Raw genomic sequence first — 20218 nt, 5'->3', positions numbered from 1 at the left:
TTGGGATACGACACACTGGAACCAGTCGGAGAACGGAGAGGGGAAGGGCCGATGACGTCGCAGGCCGCGGAGGGACCGGAGCCGGTCGCCGCAACGCGCCGCTCCAAGATCACGCCCGAGCGTGAGAAGGAGTTCTTCGACGCCGTCCTGGAGCAGATCCGCGAGTGCGGATACGAATCGGTGACCATGGAGGGGGTCGCGGCCAGTACGCGCTGCAGCAAATCCACGCTCTACCGGCAGTGGAAGACCAAACCCCAGTTCGTCGTCGCCGCCCTGCGGTCCCGCCGGACCGGGCGGCTGGCCGGCATCGACACCGGTTCGCTCGCCGACGACCTGCGCGAGGCCGCGCGGGCCACGGGCCGCTGGTCGACGCACGACAGCAGCCTGATGCAGGCCCTCGGCCACGCGGTCCACGGCGACGAGGACCTCGCGATGGCGCTGCGCGAGGCGCTGATCGACCCCGAGATCGACGCGCTGCGCCTGATCCTGCGGCGCGGGGTCGAACGGGGTGAGGTCCCCGCCGACCACCCCGCGCTGGAGTACATCCCGGCGCAGATGTTCGGCGTGGTCCGCGCCCGGCCCGTCGTCGACGGGGAGTACGCCGACCCGGAGTACCTGGTCCGCTTCGTGGAGGCCGCCGTACTCCCGACGCTCGGTCTCGTCTAGAGGCCGTTCCGGCCTCTAGAGACAAGTCGACACAGGCTCAGGCCGCCGTTCACGGGATGACCGGACGGCGACCTGCTCGCGCCGCACCGTGGGGACGGGGACGGCGCGCACCCCCCGGCCGGGTGGGGTTCCCCTTGAGCGGAGGGGCGCCCCACCCGGCCGATCCGCCGTACGGCTCAGACGTCCTGGCCGCTGCCGCCGCCCGAGGCCACCTTGATGCCCTTGGTCACCGTGTCGATGACCGACACGCTCTGGTCGGCGTCGACGCCGAAGCGCAGCACCACGAACCGCTTGCTGTCCGCCGGCGCGGGGAACACCAGGGACTCGACGTAACCGTCGGCGCCCTTGCTGGTGACCGCCTTCCAGCGCACCAGGTAGCCCTTCTGCCCGGCCACGGTCACCGCCTTGGAGGCGAGCACCTGGTGCGAGGTGATCTTGCCGTAGGTGGTGCCGCCGTAGGACTCCTCGGCGTTCTTCGAGATGTCCGCCTTGGCGATCGCCTCCGCGGTGGAGCCGTTGGTGCCCAGCACCTCGGCGGGCGCGGAGTACGCGCCGCCCTTCGTGCAGGTCTTGGAGGTGTCGCCGGGGCACTTGTAGGTGGACTCGGACGACAGTGCCGCGCCCGCGCTTCCCTCCTGCCCGTACCAGCCGTCCGGGATGGGGATGCTGATCCCGTTGAGCGCGTCGGTCACCGACCCGCTCTCGATCTTCGGCGCCTCCGACTCCTGGGGGGACGGCGAGGCGCCGCCGGAGCCGCCGGAGCCGCCGGAGCCGCCGGACCCGCCGGACCCGCCGGACCCGCCCGGGCCGCCGAAGGGTCCGCCCTGGCCGCCCGTACCGCCGGGTCCGCCCTGACCGCCGGAACCCTGTGCCGTGCCGCCGCCGTTGGCCTCGTCCTTGGACAGCGCGTACACGCCGACACCGATGCACGTGAGGACCGCGACCGCCGCCGCGACGGCTATGCCCGTCCGCAGTCCGCGCCGCGGCCCCGCGCCCGACGGGGGCGTCGGGTACGCCGCATAGGTCGGGTACGCCGCATACGCTCCGTCGGTCGGCGCCTGCGCCGGCGGACCCCATGCGGCGGCCGAGCCCGCGGGGCGGGTCTGGTCCGTCCATGCCTTGCCGTCCCACCAGCGTTCGGTGGCGGGACCGTCACTTGTCTGCCCCGGATCGGGGTACCACCCGGGAGGAGTCACCTGCGTCATGCCCCCACCGTATGAGGCATCGGTGAAAGGCGGATGAGAGGGAGGGCATTCGGTCGGTATTCCCCTGGCGAACGCCCCGTGCGGCAGCCGCCACGACTGGCGCGAAATCGACGTCAATTCGGTGCGCGTCCACCGCCGTTGACGTTCCCGACCCTCAGGCGCAGGCCTGCCGGTGCCTCCCGGGACCGGCCCTGTCACTCGTGGAGGCAAGACCTGCGTGGACTGCCTCCACGGCGAGGCACGGACGGCTACGCTCGAGTTCTGTACGTCGTCCGGGCGACATCGGGGAGGTAGCGGGATGACGGAGGCACGGCCGGCGGGGGCCGCCCCGGCTTCCCTGTGGGAGCGCGAGGAGGAGGTCGCCGCCATCGCGCGGGCGGTGGACGCGGTCTGCGCCGACCGGTCCTCCTCGGGGCACCTGCTGGTGCTCCGGGGCGAGGCCGGAGTCGGAAAGACCGCCTTGCTGGCCGAGACGCGTCGCATCGCCGAGGACCGCGACTGCGCGGTCTGGTCGGCCCGCGGCGGCGAGACCCTCAGCTCCGTCCCCTTCAACGTGGTACGGCAGTTGATGCGGCCAGCGCTGCTGTCCCTGCTGCCGGAGGAGGCCCGCGAGTACCTCGGCGACTGGTACGACATCGCGGGCCCGGCGCTCGGCATAGCGGAGCCCAGCAAGGAGCAGGCCGATCCCCAGGGCGTGTGCGACGGCCTGGTCGCCGCCGTGAGCCGGCTCGCCTCGCGGTACTACCCGCTCGTGCTGCTCATCGACGACGCGCACTGGGCCGACCAGGAGACCCTGCGCTGGCTCACCGCCCTCGTCGAACGCCTCGACCACCTGCCCGTCCTGATCGTCGTGGCGCGCAGGCCGGAAGAGGTCCGCGGCGAGCGGGGCCGCTACCTCGGCCTGATCGGCGAGGCCGCGGGCCGCTCCGTCACCAGCCTGAGCACCCTGACCCCGGCCGCGGTCGCGGGCCTCACCCGTGCCACCCTCGGGGCACACGCCGACGCCGCGTTCTGCCGCGAGGTGTGGGCCGTCACCGACGGCAACCCCTACGAGACCGTCGAACTCCTCGCCAAGGTCAAGGACAGGGACCTGGACCCGACCGAGTCCTCGGCCGCGGAACTGCGCCCCCTCAACCGTGCGGCGCGCGGCGGCGGACTCGTCGACCGGCTGGAGGAACTGGGCGTGGAGGCCACCCGGTTCGCCATGGCGGCCGCCATCCTCGGCGGCGTCGGCATCTCCATCGACGAGGCCTCCCGGCTCGCCGTCATGGGCCGCGACACCGCGGTGCGCTGCGCCGAGCTGCTGCGGACCGCCCGCATCCTCACCGAACCGGACCCGGCGGCGGTCCCCACCGTCGTCGGCGACCTGGAGTTCGTCCACCCGCTGATCGCCACCGCGGTCTACGACAACATCCCGCCGAGCCTGCGCACCGCGATGCACGGCATCGCCGCCAAGATCGTCACCGAGGCGGGCAGGGGCCTCGCGGCCGCCTCACGGCATCTCATCCAGGTCCACCCCGAGGGCGACCAGGAACTCGTCGAGCAGCTGCGCGGGGCCGCCGACGAACACCTCGCGGTCGGCGCCCCCGACGCGGCGCGCCACTGCCTGGAGCGCGCCCTGCGCGAACCGCCGGCGGCCGACGTCCACGCACGGGTCCTCTACGACCTCGGCCGCGCCACCCTGCTCACCGCGCCCGCGAAGACCGCCGAACACCTGCGCACGGCGCTCGCCATGCCGGGCCTCGACGGGGACGTGCGGGTGGACGCCGTCTACCGCCTCTCCCAGGCGCTCGTCCACAACGACCAGTTGGAGGAGGCCGTCCGCACCATCGAGGCGGAGGCCGCGCTCCTCGAAGAGGGACCGGCGAAGATGCGGCTGCAGGCCGCGCAGTTCATGTGGGAGAGCGTGTACGCGGGCGAGGCGAACTCGGCCGGCCGCACCGAGAAGCTCGCCGCGCTCGCCGCGACCTGCACCGGCCGGGACAACGCCGAGCGGGCCCTGCTCATCCTGCGCGGCTTCGACGCCGTGACCCGCGGGGAGAACGCCGAGGAGGTCGTCGAGTTCTGCGACCGCTCCCTCGTCAACGACCGCCTCGCGCCCGGCCTCGGCTGGACCGACCAGGAGTGGGGCATCGAGCTGCTGATGATGCTGTCCAGCTCCTACGCCTACACCGACCGTCTCGACCGCGCCGAGGCCCTCTTCAACGAGGCCCTGCGCTCCTACCGGTCGGCCGGCTGGAGCGGCGGCCACCTCGTCCTGGCCCACGCCTACCTCGGCCTGGGCCTGCGCCGCCGGGGCCGGCTGAAGGAGGCCGAGGAGACCCTCAGGGAGGCCGTGGCCCTGGCCGAACGCGTCGGCCGCGGCCTGCCCCTGTACTGGTCGGCCAGCTGCAACCTCGTCGATGTGCTGATCGCCCGCGGCCACTACGACGAGGCGTGGAAGATCGCCGAGGAGTTCGGCTTCGGCCCGCCCTACCCGTCCACGATCGTCCTGCCCGACCCCCGCTCGGTGCGCGGCCGGCTGCTGCTCGCCGTGGGCCGCACCAAGGACGGTGTCAACGAACTGGAGGCGGCGGAGAAGGCGGCGGCCGTGCGCGGCCACCTCAACCCCGTGATGGTCCCCTGGGCGCTCGACCTCGCCCGGGCCCTCGCCACCGCGGACCCGGCCCGCGCGGCCCGGCTCGCCTCCGACGCCCGCCGCCGGGCCGAGCGGTTCGGCACCTACACCGCGATCGGCGAGGCCCTGCGCTGCGCCGCCGCCCTGGAGACCGGCCAGCGCGCGGTCCGCCTGGCCCACCAGGCGGTCAACGTGCTGGAATCCTCCCCCAGCCAGTACGAACACGCGGCCGCCCGCATCGAGTACGGCATCCTGTCCCGCTCGGTGTCCGAGCTGAACCGCGGTCTGACCCTGGCCCGCACCTGCGGCGCGGACGGCCTCGCCACACAGGCGGAAGGGGCCCTGCGGGGACTGCTGGCACGGAACCCGGGTTAGGGCCCGTCGAGCAGTTCCGAGGTGAGCCGGGCCAGCTTGTCCCGGGTCTTCGGTTCGTAGGTGCCCTCGTGTGCCCGGGCCGGCCGGGTCCCGTCGAAGAAGCGGCCGGTGCCCAGGTCCTCGGTGGCCAGTGCCAGGACGCCCGGGGCACCGTCGGCGACCGTGGACCAGGGGGCGACGCCGCCCTCGCGGACCATCGCGGTGTCCATGAACGTCGCCGGGTGCAGCACGTTCACCGCGACGCCGGTGCCCGCCAGCTCCTCGGCGAGGGTGAACGTGTGCGCCGCGAGGGCGAACTTGCTGCGGCAGTAGGCGGGGAACCCGCCGTAGCCCCGGGTGAACTCCGGGTCGTCGAAGTCGACGGGTTCCTGGCCGGCCGAGCCCACGTTGACGATCCGCGCCGGCGCGTTCGCCCGCAGCACCGGCAGCAGCGCGCGGGTCAGGGCCACCGGCGCCAAGTAGTTGACCGCCAGACGCAGTTCGTGCCCGTCCGTGCTCACCTCACGGCCCGACCCCGGCGAACCGGCTCCCACACCGGCGTTGTTGACGAGCACCCCCAGCTCGGGATGTGCCTCGGCGACCCGCGCGCCCAGCTCATCCACCCGTGCCAGCGAGGCCAGATCGGCGACGAACCCCTCGGCCTCGCCCTCCGCCCGCAGCTCCTCGACGAGGGCGTGCGTGCGCCCCGGGTCCCGGCCGTGGGCGAGGACGAGGTGCCCGGAACGGACCAGTTCGAAGGCGACGTACCGGCCGAGACCGGAGGTGGCGCCGGTGATCAGGATGGTGGCCATGCCTCCACCGTAGGCAGGGCGGCCGCCTGCGCGCGTGCCACCGCTGGACCTACGACCACGACGGTCACTCTTCCTCTTCCAGCACCCGCTGCGCCGTCGCGAACGCCGAGTTCGCCGCCGGGACCCCGCAGTACACGGCCGTCTGCAGCAGTACGGCGCCGATCTCCTCCGGCGTGAGCCCGTTGCGCCGGGCCGCCCGGACGTGCATGGCCAGCTCGTCGTAGTGGCCGTGGGCGACCAGCGCGGTCAGGGTGATCATGCTGCGCTCGCGGCGGCTGAGCGTGGGATCGGTCCAGATCTCGCCCCAGGCGTAGCGCGAGATGAAGTCCTGGTAGCGGGCCGTGAACGGGGACTGCCGGGCCTGCGCCCGGTCCACATGGGCGTCGCCGAGGACCTGGCGGCGCACCTCCATGCCCCGCTTGGCCCCGCCGTCGAGGTGGGCGCGCAGCGCGGTCAGCACCGCCTCCGGCTTCTCCGCCGGCGCCAGATGCGAGGCGCCCGGGATCTCGACCAGCGCGGCGCCGGGCACCGCGTCCGCGATCTCCCGCAGATGCGCGGGTGGCGTCGCCGGATCCTGCCGCCCCGCGATCAGCAGGGTGGGCACGGCGATCTCCGCCAGCCGCTCCCGCACGTCGAACGCGCCCAGCGCGTCGCAACAGGCGGCATAACCCCCGGGGTCGGCGTTCCGGTGGTCGGCGACCAGCTCCGGCACGGTGAACCCGGGTGTGAACCATCGGGCGTCCGCGGTCTCGGCGAGCTTCTCCAGCCCCTCGCGCCGCACCTGCGCGGCCCGCTCCTCCCACGGTCTGCTGCCGTTGAAGTGGGCCGAGGAGCAGATCACGGCCAGCTTCGACACCCGCTCGGGGTGGTGCAGCGCGAGGTGCAGTCCCACCGCGCCGCCCAGCGACACGCCCGCGTACGCGAACCGCTCCAGGCCGAGCGAGTCGGCGAGCTCCAGCACCAGGCGGGCGAGGTCACCGACCGTGGCGCCGGGCCCGATCAGGCCGGCCGGGGAAGCACCGTGCCCCGGCAGGTCGTAGCGGACCACCCGGTGGGTGATGGACAGCTCGGGCGCGACCTTGTCCCACAGGGCGTACGAGGTGCCCAGCGAGGGGCCGAGCAGCAGTGGTGGCGCCGAAGCGGGTCCCTCGGCGCGGTGGTTGAGCAGCTTCTCGGTCAACGTCGCTCCAGAGCACGGTCGGTGAGGTCCCCGGCGGAGCCGGTGTAGCGGGCGGGGTCGGTGGACGCGCCGAGGTCGACGTCCTTCAGGTCGGGCTCCTCGGCGAGCAGTTCGGCCAGCGAGCGGCCCTCGGCGTAGGTCCGCGGGGCGAGTGCGGTGAGCAGCTCCTTGGCGCGGGCGCGTCCGAGCAGGGCCGACAGTTCGGCGGACAGCCGCTCGGAGACGATCAGCCCGTGGGTGAGGTCCAGGTTCGCGCGCATCGCGTCCGGGCGCACCCGCAGACCCTGTGCCAGCTCGGCCGCGTCCCGGGCCGCCCCGCCGGTCAGCCGCAACAGATCTCTGAGCGGCTCCCACTCGGCGTGCCAGGCCCCGGCCGGCCGCTCGTCCTCCGCCGCCAGCGACCCGTACAGGACGGCCGCGAGCTGCGGCGCGCGCCGGGCGGCGGCCGCGATCAGGGTGGAGCGCACCGGGTTCGCCTTGTGCGGCATGGCCGAGGACCCGCCCCCGCCGCCCTCCGCCACCTCGGCGATCTCGGTGCGGGCCAGGGTGAGCACATCCGTGGCGAGCTTGCCCAGCGCGCCCGCTGTGAACGCCAGGCATCCGGCGAGGTCGGCGATCGGTGTGCGCAGGGTGTGCCAGGGCAACACCGGGGCCGCCAGGCCGAGTTCCCGCGCGTACGCGGCCGGCAGCGCGGTCGCGTCCCCGGCGCCGTACGCCGTGAAGGCCGCCAGGGTCCCGGCGGCGCCGCCCAGTTGGGCGGGCAGCGAGTCCCGTACGGCCGTGATCCGGTCCCGGGCGTCCAGCACCAGGGCACGCCACCCGGCGGCCTTCAGCCCGAAGGTCGTCGGTACGGCGTGCTGGGTGAGCGTCCGCCCCGGCATGGCCGTGTCCCGGTGCTCGGCGGCGAGCCCGGCCAGCGCGCGCTGGACGCGGTCGAGGTCGGCCAGCACCAGGTCCAGCGTCCGCACCGCGACCAGCATCGTCGCCGTGTCCATGATGTCCTGGCTGGTCGCACCCCGGTGCACGTAGGGGCCGTACGTGCCGCCGACCGCCTTGGTGAGGTCGGCGACCAGCGGGATCACCGGGTTGCCGCCGCCGCGGGCGCGCTCGGCGAGGGAGTGCGCGTCGAAGGCGCCGGACGCCGCCCCGGTGACCGCCGCCCCCGCCCCCTCCGGGGCCAGTCCCAGCCCCTCCTGGGCGCGGGTCAGGGCGGCCTCCGCGTCCAGCATGGCCCGCAGGTAGGCGCCGTCACCGGTCGCGGAGGCGGCGGGGGAGCCGGTCCACCCCGGGGAGAGCAGACCGGCCTCGGGCTGGGCAGCTGTCACTGGAACTCCAGGAAGACCGTCTCGCCTTCGCCTTGAAGGCGGATGTCGAAACGGTAGGTGCCCAGCGGGCCGTCCTGCGCGATCAGCGTGGCGCGGCGCGCCGGGTCCAGCTGCTTCAGCAGCGGGTCGGCGGCCAGCGCCGCGTCGTCGCCGGGCAGGTAGATCCGGGTGAACAGGTGCATCAGCAGCCCGCGCGCGAACACGCAGACACTCAGGTACGGGGCGCTCTGCCCGCGTGCCCCGGGCCGCAGCGTCCGCGCCGACCAGTGCCCGTTGGCGTCCGTCTGGATGCGGCCCCAGCCGGTGAACTCCACGCCGTTGCGGCCCAGGAAGCCACCGGACGACGCGTCGCGCCGCATCGAGCCGTCGACCTGCGGCACCTGGCCGTCCGGGTCGGCGCCCCACAGCTCCACGAACGCGTCCGGCAGCGGGTTGCCCTCGCCGTCGTACACGTACCCCTGCAGGGCGATGGTGTCCGGGTGGCCGAGCGGGGCGATGTCGCCGCCGCCGGGGAACGGCAGGGCGTAACCGTAGAAGGGGCCGACCGTGTGCGACGGGGTCGGGAGCACGGTCTCCGGACGGCTCGGGTCGATCTTCGTCATGGCAGGTCAGCGTCCTTCTTCGATCCAGGTGGCGTGCGGCCCGTCGAGCACGATGTCCCAGTGGTAACCCATCGAGAACTCCGGCACGGACAGGTCGTGGTCGTATGTCGCGACCAGACGCTGCCGTGCCGCGTCGTCCGTCACCGACTGGATGATCGGGTCGTACGGGAACAGCGGGTCGCTCGGGAAGTACATCTGTGTCACGAGCCGCTGGGTGAACGCCGTGCCGAACATCGAGAAGTGGATGTGGGCCGGCCGCCAGGCGTTGAGGTGGTTGCGCCAGGGGTAGGGGCCCGGCTGGATGGTCGTGAAGTGGTAGTGGCCGTCGTCGTCGGTCAGCGTGCGGCCGACGCCGGTGAAGTTCGGGTCCAGCGGGGCGTCGTGCTGCTCGCGCTGGTGGGCGTAGCGGCCCGCCGAGTTCGCCTGCCAGATCTCGATCAGCTGGCCGCGCACCGGACGGCCGTCGCGGTCCAGCAGCCGCCCGGAGACGGTGATCCGCTCGCCGATCGGCTCGCCGTGGTGCTGCCGGGTGAGGTCGCTGTCGATCTCGGTGATGTCGCGCTCGCCGAAGGCGGGGGAGTGCAGCTCCACCAGCTCCGGGTCCTTCGTCACGTCGATGGTGACCGGCGGCCGCTTGGGGTGGCGCAGGACCGACGAGCGGTACGGCGCGTAGTCGCGGCGCGGCTGGTGCTCGATCGGTGCGCCGTCGGCGATCCGCTTCTCGTACGCGGCGTGCTCGGCCGCGATCTCCTGGTCGATGTCGTGCTGGGTGAGAGTCATGGGGATTCCCGGGTTATTGACGTTCGAGGACGAGGGCGAGGCCCTGGCCCACCCCGATGCAGAGGGTGGCGACACCGACGCCGGTGCCGCGCCGGGCGAGCTGGTGGGCGACGGTGCCGGCGAGACGGGCGCCGGAGGCGCCGAGCGGGTGACCGAGGGCGATCGCGCCGCCCTGCGGGTTGAGGACCGCCGGGTCGAACTCGGGCCACTCGGCGACACAGCCCAGCACCTGGGCGGCGAACGCCTCGTTGAGCTCCAGGACCGACAGGTCGTCGAAGCCCTTGCCCGCCTTGGCGAGCGCCCGGTTGACCGCTGTGACGGGGGCGAGCCCGAAGTAGTGCGGGTCGATCGCGGAGACCCCGGTGGCGGACACCCGGGCGAGCGGCTCACGGCCGGTGGCCTTCAGGCCCTCCTCGTCGACGAGGAGCAGGGCGGCGGCACCGTCGTTCAGCGGCGAGGCGTTGCCCGCCGTGACCGTGCCGTTCTCCGTGCGGAACGACGGCTTCAGCCTGGCCATCGCCGCGAGCGAGGCGTCCGGCCGTACGCATTCGTCGGCGCCGAAGACGACCGGGTCGCCCTTGCGTTGCGGCAGGGACACGGGCGCGAGCTCGGCGTCGAACAGGCCCGCCCGCTGGGCGGCGGCCGCCTTCCGGTGGCTGTGCAGCGCGAACTCGTCCTGCTGCTCGCGGCTGATCTTGTGCTTGTCGGCGATCAGCTCCGCCGACTCGCCCAGCGCAATGGTCCACTGCGGGTCCATCCTCGGGTTGACCATCCGCCAGCCCAGCGTGGTCGAGTACAGCTCGGCGTGCCCGGCGGGGAACGGCCGGTCCGACTTCGGCAGCACGTACGGCGCCCGGGTCATCGACTCCACACCGCCCGCCACGGCGATGGAGGCGTCGCCGACCGCGATGGCGCGGGCGGCCTGGATCACCGCCTCCAGGCCCGAGGCGCACAGCCGGTTGACGGTGACCCCCGGCACGGAGGTGGGCAGGCCCGCCAGCAGCGCGGCCATGCGGGCGACGTTGCGGTTCTCCTCGCCGGCGCCGTTGGCGTTGCCGAGGTACACGTCCTCGATCCGGGACGGGTCCAGGTCCGGCGTACGGGCGAGGAGTTCCCGCAGGGCGTGTGCGGCGAGGTCGTCCGGGCGCACCGAGGCGAGACCGCCGTTGTAGCGGCCGATCGGGGTGCGCACGGCGTCGACGACGTAGACGTCCTTCAGAGCGTTGGTCATGACGGGATCTCCTCGGCGATACGCACCTTCGCGGCGGTCTTCGCCACGATCTCGTCGGTCGTGACGCCCGGCGCGGTCTCCACCAGCACCAGCCCGTCCTCGGTGACGTCGAGGACGCCGAGGTCGGTGATGATCCGGTTCACGCACGCCTTCCCGGTCAGGGGCAGCGCGCAGTCGGCAAGGATCTTGGGGCTGCCGTCCTTGGCGGTGTGGGTCATGACCACGATGACCGTACGGGCGCCGTGGACCAGGTCCATCGCACCGCCGATCCCGGTGATCATCTTGCCGGGGATCGCCCAGTTCGCCAGGTCGCCTCGCTCGGAGACCTGCATCGCGCCCAGCACGGCGACGTCGATGTGACCGCCGCGGATCATGCCGAAGGAGAGCGCCGAGTCGAAGAAGGAGGCCCCCGGCAGGACCGTCACCGTCTCCTTGCCCGCGTTGATCAGATCCGGGTCGACCTGGTCCTCGGTGGGGTAGGGGCCGGTGCCGAGGATGCCGTTCTCGCTCTCCAGCACCACCTCGACGTCCGCGGGGAGGTAGTTGGGGATGAGGGTCGGCAGTCCGATGCCGAGGTTGACGTACTGGCCGTCCTCGAGTTCGCGGGCGGCGCGGGCGGCCATCTCCTCGCGTGTCCAGGCCATCAGCTGCTCACCGTCCGCTGCTCGATCTTCTTGTCGGAGGCCTGCTCCGGGGTCAGGGCGATCACGCGCTGCACGAAGACGCCCGGCAGGTGCACCGCGTCCGGGTCGATTCCGCCGGGCTCCACCAGCTCCTCGACCTCGGCGATCGTGATCTTCCCGGCCATCGCGGAGAGGGGGTTGAAGTTGCGGGAGGACTTGTTGAAGACCAGGTTGCCGTGCCGGTCGCCCCTGGCGGCCCGGACCAGCGCGAAGTCGGTGCGGATTCCGCGCTCCAGGACGTATTCCACGCCGTCGAACTCCCGCACCTCCTTCGGCGGCGAGGCCACCGCGACGCCGCCCCGACCGTCGTAGCGCCACGGCAGTCCGCCCTCGGCGACCTGGGTGCCCACCCCGGCGGGGGTGAAGAAGGCGGGGATGCCGGCGCCGCCGGCCCGCAGCCGCTCGGCGAGGGTGCCCTGCGGGATCATCTCGACCTCGAGCTCCCCGGCCAGGTACTGGCGGGCGAACTCCTTGTTCGCGCCGATGTAGGAACCCGTCACGCGGGAGATCCGCCCGGCGGCGAGGAGGACCGCGAGGCCCGACTCCATCGCCCCGCAGTTGTTGGAGACGACCGACAGTCCGGTGACTCCCCGCTCGTACAGGGCCTGGATGAGGACGTTCGGCACGCCGCTCAGTCCGAAGCCACCCACTGCCAGCGACGCGCCGTCCGGCACGTCGGCCACCGCCTCCAGGGCCGTGGCGACCACCTTGTCCATCCGTGAAGCCCCATCTCTTCCGAGCGTCCAGCGCCGTAATTACTCAGGGCACTGAGTATTTCTCCGAGGTTTCCCACACGCTGCCACCGGAGTGGAGAGCAGTCAACCCCCAGGCCGGACGAGGGGTGCGGGATGAGGAGGCGCGAGACGGAGGGGAGGCCGGGCGGTATCGTCAGTACACCAACGAAATCTCATGCCGAGGAGCGGACATGGCCGCGCTGGACCTCACCAGCCACCCCGGGCACCTCGCCCGGCGGCTGCAGCAGGCGCACTACCTGCTGTGGAACACGATGGTGTCCGAGGAGACCACCTCCCCGCAGTTCGCGGTCCTCAACGCGCTCGTCGCCGAGCCGGGTCTCGATCAGCGCACGGTGGGGGAGCGGGTGGGGCTGGACCGCTCGACCATCGCCGAGGTGATCAGCCGGCTGAGCCGGCGCGGGCTGATCGACAAGGTGCGCGACCCGCAGGACGGCCGCCGTTCCCTGCTGCGCCTCACGGAGGACGGGCTGCGCACCCACCGCAAACTGACCGTGCGCACGGCCAGGATGAACCAGGTGTTCCTCTCCCCGCTCTCCGCCGAGGAGCAGCAGGTCTTCCTCGAGCTGATCCGGCGGGTGTCGGACGCGGCGGAGGGGCTGCGGAACCCCGGGGAGCCCCTGGTGGCGCAGAGCTGACCACCTCGGTCAGGGTGCCTCGGCGAAGACCACCCACACCGGGCCCTCGGCGAAACCGACCTGCCGGCCGTCGTCGGTGGTGAAGTCCGTGCCGTCCTCGGCCGTCGCCCGCTTCCAGTTGACGTCGTAGACCCGTCCGTCGCGCAGCACCTCCGCCTTCCCCGAGCCCACCGTCTCGGTGTACGGCGTGTTGTTGCCGAGGACGTCGTGGTAGGCCGACGCGCGCACCTTCACGTGCTGCACGACCACCGTGGCCGGGGCGACCCGCTGCCCGTCGGCCGTCACGGTCGGCGTGCCGTCCATGGAGAGCAGCCAGCGTGCCCGGCTCTCCGACCAGGTGAAGGTGAAGCGGGCCGCCGGGTAGCGCACGGTGCGCGCGGCCTGCGCCCTGCCGCCGGGGGGCGCGGCGCCGTAGTGGAAGCCGGTGGTCAGCGCGGCGGCACCCGGTGCGGAGCGCAGCAACCGGTCCGGGTGCAGGTAGAGGTTGTGCGGGGCGGCCCGGTCCGGGCCGCGGTAGTAGGCGCCGGACGCGTCCCCGGGCGTCACGGCGTCCAGCGGGGCCCGGTCGATCAGCGGCAGCAGCTTGTTCTGCGCCCCGGAGAAGGCCAGCACCGGCCGCTCGAACTGGCGCAACAGGTCGAGATCGGACTCTCGGGCGCTGCGCACCGGCCCGACGGCCTCCGGCAGCCTGCTCGCGTACACGGCCATCAGCCGGCTGAGCCCGCCCTCGACCTGCTCGGCGTACACCAGGTCCGCGGCGTCCAGACCGGTCTGCGGGCGGGCCGCGTCCGCGTTGTCGATCTTCACGGCGAGCACCGGGCCGACGGCGGCGGACGGGCTCGTACCGCTCGGCCTGCGTGATGTGCCGCGCCGGTCGTCGGGAGGTCCGGGCGACGTGGTGCAGCCCGCCGCGAGAGCGAGTGCCGTGGTGGCGGCCAGCAGGGCCGCCGCCACCTTGGCCGCCACCCTGGCCGGCGCCTTGGTCGCCGGCACCTTTGGGGTCGTTGTCTTCGGCGTCGCCGGCCTCGGCGTCGCCGCCTTCGGTGCCGACGCTCTTGACGCCGTCGCCCGTGTCGCGGAGGGTCTCGCGAGTCGCGCAGCCACCATCGCCACCCCGTTCTGTGTCTTGATTGTGCGCTTGTCAGCTCATAAGTGGCTATCCGAGAACGCATCGGGGTACCCGGGGCGCAGCCGGCACCCGGACCCCCGGACCCGCCGGGACGGACCGGACCGGCGGAGGGAGCGCGGCACGATGAAGGCAGTGACCTGGCAGGGGAAGCGGGACGTCCGGGTGGAGACCGTGCCCGACCCGACGATCCAGGAGCCCACGGACGCCGTCATCCGCATCACGTCCAGCGGACTGTGCGGCTCCGATCTGCACCTGTACGAGGTGCTCACCCCGTTCATGACCCCGGGTGACATCCTCGGCCACGAGCCGATGGGGATCGTCGAGGAGGTCGGGGCGGGAGTGCCCGACCTGGCGGTCGGCGACCGGGTCGTGGTGCCGTTCCAGATCGCCTGCGGCAACTGCTGGATGTGCCTGAACTCCCTGCCCACGCAGTGCGAGACCACCCAGGTCACCGGCGAGGGCATGGGCGCCGCCCTGTTCGGCTACACCCGCCTGTACGGCGCGGTGCCCGGCGCACAGGCCGAGTACCTGCGCGTCCCGCAGGCCCAGTTCGGCCCGATCAAGGTCCCCGAGGGGCCGCCCGACGACCGGTTCGTCTATCTCTCGGACGTCCTGCCCACCGCCTGGCAGGCCGTCGCCTACGCGGACATCCCCGAGGGCGGCAGCGTCGCCGTGCTCGGACTCGGCCCCATCGGCGACATGGCCTGCCGCGTCGCCCAGGCGCGGGGCGTGGGCCGCGTCTTCGGCGTCGACCTGGTCGGCGAGCGGCTGCGGCGGGCGCGGGCACGCGGCGTGGAGACGTACGACCTCAGGCGCTTCGACAGCGAGAAGGAGCTCGTCGCCGAGATCCGCGGCGAGACGGACGGCCGCGGGCCCGACGCGGTGATCGACGCCGTCGGCACCGAGGCCCACGGCAGCGCGGCCGCCCGTATGGTGCAGAACGCGTCCTCCCTGCTGCCTCGGAAGCTGAGCGGCCCCTTCGCGGAACGTTTCAGCGTCGATCGGCTCGGCGCCCTCCACACCGCCATCGAGCTGGTGCGTCGCGGCGGCACGCTCTCCCTGGTCGGCGTCTACGGCGGCATGGCCGACCCGATGCCGATGCTCACCCTGTTCGACAAGCAGATCCAGATCCGCATGGGCCAGGCCAATGTGCGGCGCTGGGTCGACGACATCCTGCCGTACCTCACCGACGAGGACCCCCTCGGCGTCGACGACTTCGCCACCCACCGGGTGCCGCTGTCGGAGGCGCCGCAGGCGTACGACATGTTCCAGCGCAAGCGGGACGGCGCGGTGAAGGTCCTGATGACGCCGTGAGTCACTGCTGCTCGGGGGGCGGCCCCAGGATCTCCGTGAGGTCGTAGCGCACCGGCTCCTCCAACTGCGCGTAGGTGCAGCTCTCCGGGGCACGGTCCGGGCGCCAGCGGCGGAAGCGGGCGGTGTGCCGGAAACGCGCCCCGTTCTCCATGTGGTCGTACGCCACCTCGGCCACCCGTTCCGGCCTGAGCGGCACCCAGGACAGGTCCTTCTTGCCCGACCAGCGGCTCGGCGCGCCGGGCAGCCGGGCGCTCTCGTGGGCCGCCTCGTCCGCCCAGGCCGCCCACGGATGCCCCGTCGCGTCCGCCATCCGCAGCGGCTCCAGCTCCTCCACCAGCTCGGCCCGCCGTTTCATGGCGAACGCGGCGGACACCCCGACGTGCTGGAGGGCGCCCCGGTCGTCGTACAGGCCCAGCAGCAGCGAGCCGACCACCGGCCCGCTCTTGTGGAAGCGGTAGCCCGCGACCACCACGTCGGCGGTGCGTTCGTGCTTGACCTTGAACATGGCCCGCTCGTCCTGGCGGTAGTGCAGGCCGAGCGGTTTGGCGATCACCCCGTCCAGACCCGCGCCCTCGAACCGCTCGAACCACTGCCGGGCCACCTCGACGTCGGTCGTCGCCGGCGCCACGTGCACGGGCGGGGTCACGCCGTGCAACGCCCTGGTCAGCAGCTCCCGCCGGTCGGTCAGCGGCACCTCCAGGAGCGAGACGTCCGCGAGCGCCAGCAGGTCGAAGGCCACGAACGACGACGGGGTCCGCTCGGCGAGCGTGCGCACCCTCGACTCCGCCGGGTGGATGCGCTCGGTGAGCGCGTCGAAGTCCAGCCGCCCCTCCCGCGCGATCACGATCTCCCCGTCCAGCACGCACCGCCCCGGCACCCGCTCCCTCAGTGCCTCCACCAGCTCCGGAAAGTACCTGGTCAGCGGCTTTCCGGTACGGCTGCCCAGCTCGACCTCGTCCCCGTCGCGGAACACGATCGCCCGGAACCCGTCCCACTTCGCCTCGTACTGCATGCCCGGCGGAATCGCCGCGACCGACTTGGCGAGCATCGGCTTCACGGGTGGCATCACCGGCAGATCCATGCTCCGATTCTGCGCCGGTATCCCGTCGCCCGCCCGGCATGCGCGTCAGGGGTGTGACGCCTACCGTGGCTCGCATGGGCGATGCGGTGGAACTGGAAGCGGGCGGCCGGACCGTACGGCTGTCCAGCCCCGGCAAGATCTTCTTCCCGGAGCGCGGCTTCACCAAGCTGGACCTCGCCCGCTACTACCAGGCGGTCGCCCCCGGCATTCTGCGCGCCCTGCGCAACCGCCCCACCACCCTGGAGCGCTACCCCGACGGCGTGACCGGCGAGTCCTTCTTCCAGAAGCGGGCCCCGAAGAACATGCCCGACTGGATCCCGACCGCCCACATCACCTTCCCCAGCGGCCGCAGCGCCGACGAGATGTGCCCGACCGAGGAGGCGGCCGTGCTGTGGGCCGCCCAGTACGGCACGCTCACCTTCCATCCCTGGCCCGTCCGCCGCGACGACGTCGACCGCCCCGACGAACTGCGCATCGACCTCGACCCGCAGCCCGGCACCGACTACGCCGACGCCGTCCGCGCCGCCCATGAACTGCGTGCCGTCCTCGACGAGTTCGGCGGCCTGCGGGGCTGGCCCAAGACCTCCGGCGGCCGCGGCCTGCATGTCTTCGTGCCCATCCGGCCCCGCTGGACCTTCAGCCAGGTCCGGCGCGCCGCGATCGCCGTCGGCCGGGAGATGGAGCGGCGCATGCCGGACCATGTGACGATCAAGTGGTGGAAGGAGGAGCGGGGCGAGCGCATCTTCCTCGACTACAACCAGACCGCCCGCGACCGCACCATCGCCTCCGCCTACTCCGTACGCCCCCGCCCGCACGCCCCCGTCTCGGCACCCCTGCGCTGGGAGGAGGTCGGCGTCGCCCACCCCCGCGACTTCGACATCGCGTCCATGCCCGCCCGCTACGCCGAACTCGGCGACGTCCACGCCGACATGGACGACCACGCCTTCTCCCTCGACGCCCTCCTGGACCTCGCCCGCCGCGACGAACACGACCACGGCCTGGGCGACCTCCCGTATCCCCCGGAGTACCCGAAGATGCCGGGCGAACCGAAACGGGTCCAGCCGAGCCGGGCCCGACACGAGGACGGACCCGCGTCGCCCTGAGCGCCGCCGGCGAGGGGCGAGAGCGCTCTCACCGGCCCCGGTCCCCGGAGCTATCCTGATCCGCACCCAGCGAGGAGGAGCCGGCGTGACCGAGACCGCGCAGCGTCCCACCCTGGAGGCCGTGGCCGCGCGGGCCGGGGTCTCCAGGGCCACCGTGTCGAGGGTCGTCAACGGTGGGGACGGCGTCCGGGAGCCTCTGGCCAAGCGGGTGCGGCAGGCCGTGGCGGAGCTCGGGTACGTGCCCAACCAGGCCGCCCGCAGCCTGGTGACGAAGCGGCACGACGCCGTGGCCGTCGTCATCGCCGAACCGGAGACCCGTGTCTTCGCCGACCCCTTCTTCGCGCTCCAGCTGCGCGGCATCAGCAAGGAACTGACGGCCCACGACAACCAGTTGGTGCTGCTGCTCACCGAGGGCCGCGACGACCACGCCCGCGTCGCCCGCTATCTCGCCGGCGGCCACGTCGACGGCGCCCTGGTCTTCTCCCTGCACCTCGACGACCCCCTCCCCGGCCTGATCCAGGGCGCCGGCGTCCCCACCGTGTTCGGCGGCCGCCCCGGCTGGAGCGACGGCAGCGGCGGTGTGGTGTACGTCGACAGCGACAACCGCGGCGGCGCCCGCGAGGCCGTCCGCCACCTCGTCGGCCTCGGCCGCACCCGCGTCGCGCACATCACCGGCGCCCTCGACCAGACCTCCGCGGCGGACCGGCTCGACGGCTACCGGGACGTCATGGGCGACGCCGACCCCCGGCTCGTCGTGGAGAGCGACTTCACGCCGGGCGGCGGCGAGCGGGCGATGCGGGAACTCCTCGACCGCTGCCCCGACGTGGACGCCGTGTTCGCCGCCAACGACCTGACCGCCTCCGGCGCGCTGCGGGTCCTGCGCGAACGCGGACGGCGCGTGCCCGAGGACGTCGCCGTGGTCGGCTTCGACGACATGCTGCCGGTCGCGGAGGGCACCGACCCGCCGCTGACGACGGTCCGTCAGGACATCGAGGAGATGGGCCGCATCATGGCCCGTCTCCTGCTGCGCCGCCTCGATCCGCGCACCACCGACGCCTCGCCGGCCGGGGTGGTTCTGCCGACCACCCTGGTCCGGCGCGCCTCCGCCTAGGAGCGTCCTGAAGATCGTGAAACAGGGCCCGACTCGCACCTCCTCAGCGTGATTGACAGGTGGACCCGGGCCTCAGCTCTGCTGCGGCGCGCTCCTGATCACCGCGAAGCGTGCGCCGTACGGGTCGGCCAGCTTGGCCATCCGGCCGACGCCTTCGACGTCCGTCGCGGGCATCCGGACCGTGCCGCCCCGCCCCTCCGTCTCGGCGACGATCCGGTCCACGTCCGTGACCTCGAAGTACGGCAGCCAGTACGCTCCCGCCCGGGCCTCCACCGGATCGTCGGCCAGCGGGACGACCCCGCCGAACATGGCGTCCTCGCCGGCACCGGCGGGGTTCAGACAGGTGTACGTGCCGCCGGGGAAGGGGAACGCGGAGGTCTCCAGACCGAGTGTCGTCCGGTAGAAGGCGGCCGCCGCGGCGATGTCCGGGGTGTACAGCTCCACCCAGCACAGGGAGCCGGGATCGCCCGCCACGTCCACGCCCTTGTTCCGTCCCGGCTGCCAGAGACCGAAGCGCACGCCTGCAGGATCGGCGACGATCGCCATCGTGCCCTGCCCCATCACGTCCATGGGCGCGAAGAGCACCCTGCCGTGGGCCTGTTCGGCGGCCTTGGAGGTGGCGTCCGCGTCCGCCGTCCGGAAATACACCGTCCAGGACGGCGGGCCCTGGTCGGGCGTGGTCCGCATGCCGCCCGCCACGGTCCTCCCGTCCAACTGGAGGAAGCCGTAGCCGCCGGCCTCGGGCCCCGCCGACCGGAAAACCCAGCCGAAGAGCGCGCCGTAGAAGGAGGTGGCGCCGTCCATGTCGGGCGTGCCGAGGTCGATCCAGTTGGGAGCGCCGTCGACGAAACGGGTGGTGAGCATCTCGCCCTCCTCACAAGGGTCCCGTTGCCTGCACTGCCGAGTCTCGCACCGCCCACTGACAATCGCCGCCGGAGTGCGGACGCGCCGCCGCGGGCCCTGCGGCCGGGCCGGCGCGAGCCTCGCGGTCACATCGGTGCGGGCCTTGCGGTTACCGGTGGTCACCGCTCGGGGTCCCCGTGTTTCCGCGAACACCGCGCGCCGCCGTGCGCCAAGGCGCGGCCCGGGTCATCATCGGGACGGCCGGAGGCCTTGGCGCGCCGCGTATATCCGGCGTTGATGGAACGTTTTTCGCCGCGCGGCACGATCCCGCCATGGATACCGACACGATTCCCACCTCCGACCTCGGCTGGCAGCGGGAGGCGCTGTGCGCGCAGACCGGGGCGGACTTCTTCTTCCCCGAGCCCGGCAGCTCGGTACGGGAGGCCAAGCGCATCTGCGGCATGTGCGAGATGCGCGTCGCCTGTCTCGACTACGCCCTGGCCAACGACGAGCGCTTCGGCGTCTGGGGCGGCCTGTCCGAGAAGGAACGGCTCCAGATCAGGCGCACCGCACGCTGACCCGGATATTGCCAAGACCGCGTCGCGGGGGTGCGGTTAAGATCCGGAAGCGCGTCCGGACGTAGCGCAGAGGCAGGCGCCCGCCTTGCTCAGGCGTGTACGCCGGTTCGAATCCGGCCGTCCGGATGCGTGCGAGGTCCCGTAGAGCAGAGGCAGACTCGCCACCTTGTCAGGGTGGATACGCCGGTTCGAATCCGGTCGGGACCGCGATACG

Annotated in this window: 19 protein-coding genes and 2 tRNA genes; 9 read left to right on the top strand and 12 right to left on the bottom strand. The window is 72.9% G+C overall.

Features of this window, described 5'->3' with window-relative positions; genetic code table 11:
* Positions 1–51 precede the first annotated feature (51 nt).
* Positions 52–666 (top strand): TetR/AcrR family transcriptional regulator C-terminal ligand-binding domain-containing protein, encoded by a 615-nt coding sequence (locus tag ACIBVL_RS09555; RefSeq protein ID WP_399094504.1) that lies wholly within the window; start codon positions 52–54, stop codon positions 664–666.
* 176 nt (positions 667–842) lie between these two features.
* Here the strand turns inward: ACIBVL_RS09555 and ACIBVL_RS09550 are convergent, their stop codons facing one another.
* Positions 843–1871, bottom strand: a complete 1029-nt coding sequence (locus ACIBVL_RS09550) for a DUF2510 domain-containing protein (RefSeq protein WP_399094501.1) — start codon at positions 1869–1871, stop codon at positions 843–845.
* Between the two features lie 298 nt (positions 1872–2169).
* Between ACIBVL_RS09550 and ACIBVL_RS09545 the strand changes: the two genes are divergently transcribed.
* Complete coding sequence (locus ACIBVL_RS09545; RefSeq protein WP_399094498.1) at positions 2170–4863, top strand: ATP-binding protein; 2694 nt, start codon at positions 2170–2172, stop codon at positions 4861–4863.
* Here ACIBVL_RS09545 and ACIBVL_RS09540 read toward each other — a convergent pair.
* The 8 genes from ACIBVL_RS09540 to ACIBVL_RS09505 all read right to left on the bottom strand — a co-directional run bounded on the left by ACIBVL_RS09540 (position 4860) and on the right by ACIBVL_RS09505 (position 12171).
* On the bottom strand, positions 4860–5654 hold the full coding sequence (locus tag ACIBVL_RS09540) for an SDR family NAD(P)-dependent oxidoreductase (protein ID WP_399094495.1): 795 nt from the start codon (positions 5652–5654) through the stop codon (positions 4860–4862). The two genes, ACIBVL_RS09545 and ACIBVL_RS09540, sit on opposite strands and share 4 nt — an antisense overlap.
* A gap of 64 nt (positions 5655–5718) precedes the next feature.
* Positions 5719–6834 carry a 3-oxoadipate enol-lactonase gene (pcaD, locus tag ACIBVL_RS09535; protein WP_399094492.1) on the bottom strand — a complete coding sequence of 372 codons (1116 nt, stop codon included), beginning with the start codon at positions 6832–6834 and terminating at the stop codon, positions 5719–5721.
* On the bottom strand, positions 6831–8159 hold the full coding sequence (gene pcaB, locus ACIBVL_RS09530) for a 3-carboxy-cis,cis-muconate cycloisomerase (protein WP_399094489.1): 1329 nt from the start codon (positions 8157–8159) through the stop codon (positions 6831–6833). Before pcaB ends, pcaD begins: the two co-directional genes overlap by 4 nt.
* Positions 8156–8761, bottom strand: a complete 606-nt coding sequence (gene pcaG, locus ACIBVL_RS09525) for a protocatechuate 3,4-dioxygenase subunit alpha (protein ID WP_399094486.1) — start codon at positions 8759–8761, stop codon at positions 8156–8158. Before pcaG ends, pcaB begins: the two co-directional genes overlap by 4 nt.
* 6 nt (positions 8762–8767) lie before the next feature.
* Complete coding sequence (pcaH, locus tag ACIBVL_RS09520; RefSeq protein ID WP_399094483.1) at positions 8768–9541, bottom strand: protocatechuate 3,4-dioxygenase subunit beta; 774 nt, start codon at positions 9539–9541, stop codon at positions 8768–8770.
* A 13-nt stretch (positions 9542–9554) separates the two neighbouring features.
* The gene (locus tag ACIBVL_RS09515) at positions 9555–10760 is read right to left on the bottom strand and encodes a thiolase family protein (RefSeq protein ID WP_399094881.1); all 1206 of its coding nucleotides are present in this window, start codon (positions 10758–10760) and stop codon (positions 9555–9557) included.
* A gap of 8 nt (positions 10761–10768) precedes the next feature.
* Positions 10769–11416 (bottom strand): CoA transferase subunit B, encoded by a 648-nt coding sequence (locus tag ACIBVL_RS09510; RefSeq protein WP_399094480.1) that lies wholly within the window; start codon positions 11414–11416, stop codon positions 10769–10771.
* Positions 11416–12171, bottom strand: coding sequence for a CoA transferase subunit A (locus tag ACIBVL_RS09505; RefSeq protein ID WP_399094477.1), 756 nt, complete (start codon positions 12169–12171; stop codon positions 11416–11418). The genes ACIBVL_RS09510 and ACIBVL_RS09505 overlap by 1 nt, the downstream gene beginning before the upstream one ends.
* Positions 12172–12380: 209 nt before the next feature.
* Here ACIBVL_RS09505 and ACIBVL_RS09500 point away from each other — a divergent pair, with 209 nt between their 5' ends.
* Positions 12381–12845 carry a MarR family winged helix-turn-helix transcriptional regulator gene (locus ACIBVL_RS09500; protein WP_399094474.1) on the top strand — a complete coding sequence of 155 codons (465 nt, stop codon included), beginning with the start codon at positions 12381–12383 and terminating at the stop codon, positions 12843–12845.
* Between the two features lie 9 nt (positions 12846–12854).
* Here ACIBVL_RS09500 and ACIBVL_RS09495 read toward each other — a convergent pair whose 3' ends face one another.
* On the bottom strand, positions 12855–13838 hold the full coding sequence (locus tag ACIBVL_RS09495; protein ID WP_399094471.1) for a DUF3048 domain-containing protein: 984 nt from the start codon (positions 13836–13838) through the stop codon (positions 12855–12857).
* Between the two features lie 259 nt (positions 13839–14097).
* On the opposite strand from ACIBVL_RS09495, the gene ACIBVL_RS09490 reads away from it, so the two are divergent.
* On the top strand, positions 14098–15288 hold the full coding sequence (locus tag ACIBVL_RS09490; protein ID WP_399094468.1) for a zinc-dependent alcohol dehydrogenase: 1191 nt from the start codon (positions 14098–14100) through the stop codon (positions 15286–15288).
* A gap of 1 nt (position 15289) precedes the next feature.
* Here ACIBVL_RS09490 and ACIBVL_RS09485 read toward each other — a convergent pair whose 3' ends face one another.
* Positions 15290–16369: an ATP-dependent DNA ligase gene (locus tag ACIBVL_RS09485; RefSeq protein ID WP_399094465.1), complete on the bottom strand. Its 1080-nt coding sequence runs from the start codon at positions 16367–16369 to the stop codon at positions 15290–15292.
* Positions 16370–16443: 74 nt separating this feature from the next.
* Here ACIBVL_RS09485 and ligD point away from each other — a divergent pair, with 74 nt between their 5' ends.
* Both ligD and ACIBVL_RS09475 read left to right on the top strand, forming a co-directional pair.
* Positions 16444–17472: a non-homologous end-joining DNA ligase gene (ligD, locus tag ACIBVL_RS09480; protein WP_399094462.1), complete on the top strand. Its 1029-nt coding sequence runs from the start codon at positions 16444–16446 to the stop codon at positions 17470–17472.
* Between the two features lie 85 nt (positions 17473–17557).
* Positions 17558–18583, top strand: a complete 1026-nt coding sequence (locus ACIBVL_RS09475; protein WP_399094459.1) for a LacI family DNA-binding transcriptional regulator — start codon at positions 17558–17560, stop codon at positions 18581–18583.
* A 72-nt stretch (positions 18584–18655) separates the two neighbouring features.
* Here ACIBVL_RS09475 and ACIBVL_RS09470 read toward each other — a convergent pair whose 3' ends face one another.
* Entirely contained in the window at positions 18656–19447 is a 792-nt protein-coding gene (locus ACIBVL_RS09470) for a VOC family protein (protein WP_399094456.1), read from the bottom strand.
* Between the two features lie 311 nt (positions 19448–19758).
* Between ACIBVL_RS09470 and ACIBVL_RS09465 the strand changes: the two genes are divergently transcribed.
* From ACIBVL_RS09465 to ACIBVL_RS09455, 3 genes are all read left to right on the top strand, one after another.
* A complete protein-coding gene (locus ACIBVL_RS09465) occupies positions 19759–20004 on the top strand; it encodes a WhiB family transcriptional regulator (protein ID WP_399094453.1) in 246 nt (81 codons plus the stop codon).
* Positions 20005–20059: 55 nt separating this feature from the next.
* Positions 20060–20130, top strand: a tRNA-Ser gene (locus ACIBVL_RS09460).
* Positions 20131–20139: 9 nt separating this feature from the next.
* Positions 20140–20211, top strand: a tRNA-Asp gene (locus tag ACIBVL_RS09455).
* The last annotated feature ends 7 nt before the right edge of the window (positions 20212–20218 follow it).

This window comes from Streptomyces sp. NPDC049687, from assembly GCF_044465285.1.
In the GTDB taxonomy this organism is placed as follows: Bacteria; Actinomycetota; Actinomycetes; order Streptomycetales; family Streptomycetaceae; genus Streptomyces.
The sequence above is the reverse complement of the archived record's forward strand: the minus strand, read 5'-3'. Positions and strand labels throughout refer to the sequence as shown.